This window comes from Candidatus Weimeria sp. HCP3S3_B5, assembly GCF_052064335.1.
Classification (GTDB): Bacteria; Bacillota; Clostridia; order Lachnospirales; family Lachnospiraceae; genus Weimeria.
In genome coordinates this window covers 1-2,774 of the sequence record NZ_JBQHVU010000048.1, presented here as the reverse complement: position 1 = coordinate 2,774, position 2,774 = coordinate 1, and the positions used below count along the sequence as shown (strand labels likewise).

2 protein-coding genes are annotated in these 2,774 nt (G+C 42.4%); both read left to right on the top strand.

The window, feature by feature from the left end:
* The coding region (locus ACTNCK_RS11545; RefSeq protein WP_441082872.1) for a DUF3427 domain-containing protein at positions 1-2,344 on the top strand (2,344 nt) is incomplete at its 5' end.
* A 7-nt stretch (positions 2,345-2,351) separates the two neighbouring features.
* Positions 2,352-2,738 (top strand): (deoxy)nucleoside triphosphate pyrophosphohydrolase, encoded by a 387-nt coding sequence (locus ACTNCK_RS11540; RefSeq protein ID WP_441082871.1) that lies wholly within the window; start codon positions 2,352-2,354, stop codon positions 2,736-2,738.
* Positions 2,739-2,774: the final 36 nt, after the last annotated feature.

Genomic DNA, 2,774 nt, shown 5'->3' with positions numbered 1-2,774 from the left:
AATCACCAGCATTGAAGACTACAGGCTTGAGCCGAATGCTATGCAGGCCAGGTTTGTACAGAGCCTGAATGAAATAAGGGCGAAAGGAGAGAAGAAGGCACTGCTGATTTCTGCTACGGGTACAGGAAAGACATATGCATCAGCTTTTGCTATGCGTGATGAGAAGCAGAGGAAAGTGCTGTTTCTTATACATCGTGAACAGATTGCCAGAGCTGCACTCGAGAGCTATCAACGAGTACTTGGCAGGGACATAAGCTCAGGAATAGTCTCCGGTAGTGAAAAAGATTTTGACGCGGACTATATTTTTGCAACTGTACAGACGATGTCGAAGGATGATATACTGGAGCATTTTTCCAGAGATAGATTTCAGACGATAATCATAGATGAGGTACACCACGCGGCAGCGGGAAGCTATCAGAAGATAATAGATTATTTCAATCCGGAGTTTCTGCTTGGTATGACAGCTACACCTGAAAGAACTGACGGGTATGATATCTATTCTGATTTTGACCACAATATAGCTTATGAGATCAGGCTTCAGCAGGCACTTGAGGAAAATCTTCTGTGTCCGTTTCATTATTTCGGAGTGACTGATATTGAGATAGACGGGAAAATATCGGATGATACTCAGGAAGACAGAAATCTGTCACCAGAGGATTTTCAGTATCTGACGAGTGATGAGAGGGTAAATTATGTTCTGGAAAAAGCTGATCTTTATGGGTTCAGTGGACCGAGAGTCAAGGGTGTGATCTTTGTCAGCAGGAAAGAAATCGGACGTGAACTCTCAGTGAAGATGAATCAGAAGGGAAAACGTACGGTATTCTTATCAGGAGAGGATAGTCAGGAAAGACGAGAAGAGTGTATCGAGAGGCTGGTATCTGATACGATACCTCAAGAGAGCCGGCTCGATTATATCATCACGGTTGATATTTTCAATGAAGGCGTTGATATTCCTGAGATCAATCAGGTCATAATGATGCGTCCGACAGAGAGTCCTGTCATATTTGTACAGCAGCTGGGAAGAGGACTTCGTAAGGCAAAAGATAAGGATTATGTGGTGATCATTGATTTCATCGGGAACTATGCGAATAACTACATGATCCCTATTGCTCTGTCAGGTGACAGGTCATATAACAAGGATCATATGCGCAGGTTTGTGGACGGGGGCAGCAGGCTGATTCCGGGTACATCCACCATTTATATAGATGAGATATCGAGAAAGAGGATTTTCGAGTCTATAGATACCGCCAGGACAAATGATACGGCAATGCTTCGTGAGGCATATGCGAAGCTAAAGGACAGACTTGGCAGAATTCCTGAACCGGATGATTTTGAAAAATATGGTACTGTGGATATCAGCAAGTATTTTGATAAGTTCGGCTCATACTATAATTTCCTTGTAAAATATGAAAAGGATTATCATGGGAATCTGACAAAGGCCGAGCAGCAGCTGATCACTTTTATCTCACAGAAGCTTACCAAGGGGAAGCGACCTGAGGAGCTTATGATAATAAGAGATATACTCGATGGAAGTGAAACCGATTTCAGATTATCAGTTTACAAAGATAAGATATATAGTAGGCTTGGGCACAGAGAAAGTACAGAGGCACTTCTGTCTGCCGTCAGAAACCTGACAAACAGGTTTGCTAAGGATTCGGAGAGATCAAAGTACAGTGACTGTGTATTTCTGGAAAGTGATGGTAACGGCGGATATAAGGTCTCAGATGAATTAAGAGGGATGATGAGGGATCATGATTTCATTAGACAGGTGAAACAGCTTACTGATATTGGCATCAGAAATTACAGAAAGAATTACAGTCATCCATATAAAGACACAAATCTGTCTCTATATCAGAAATATACGTATGAAGATGTGTGCCTTCTGTTGAACTGGGAGAAGAATATGAATGCCCAGAATCTCGGCGGATATTTTTATGACAAAGTGACAAAGCAGCTTCCGGTATTTATCAATTATGAGAAGTCAGATGATGCGATTGCATATGAGGACAGATTTATTTCGCCGGAGAATCTGATAGCTCTCTCGAAGCATCCGAGAAAGATAGATTCGTCGGATGCTGACCATTTTTACAAGAAAACTCCTGAAGATAAGGACAATAGGATATATCTATTCATCAGGAAGAATAAAGACGATAATGAGGCGAAGGAATTCTATTTTCTTGGAGAGATTGAGGCTGAGGGAGAGCCGGCTCCGGTGAAAATGAGCTTTAATGTAACAGATAAGGATGGTAATGTTACCGGGACTAAGCAGGATGATGCGTTCGAGATCAGTTATCATCTGGATGTGCCTGTGAGAGAAGATATCTACGATTATATAGTGAGTTGAGGTAATTATGAAGACATTACATGTGGTATGTGCAGTAATCAGAAAAGATGATAAGATTTTTGCAACCCAGCGTGGTTATGGTGAGTTCAAAGACGGTTGGGAATTTCCAGGAGGAAAAATAGAATCCGGTGAGACACCGCAGCAGGCTTTGAAGAGGGAAATCCACGAGGAACTGGACACGGAGATAAATGTAGGAGATCAGATAGAAACGGTCGAGTACGACTATCCGGAATTTCATCTGTCAATGCAGTGCTACTGGTGCAATGTAGTCTCAGGAAAGCTTACACTTCTCGAAGCAGAGGATGCCAGATGGCTTACTAAGGACACGATAGAAAGCGTGGGCTGGCTGCCAGCAGATAAGGAGCTCGTACAGAAAATAAAGGAAAGTATGTAAGCTATTGAACGTGGATACAGTCCCTTGAGCTGATAG

Coding starts and splice junctions, on each gene's coding strand:
- ACTNCK_RS11540 (WP_441082871.1), top strand. CDS start 2,352: ATGAAGACATTACATGTGGTATGTGCAGTAATCAGAAAAGATGATAAG.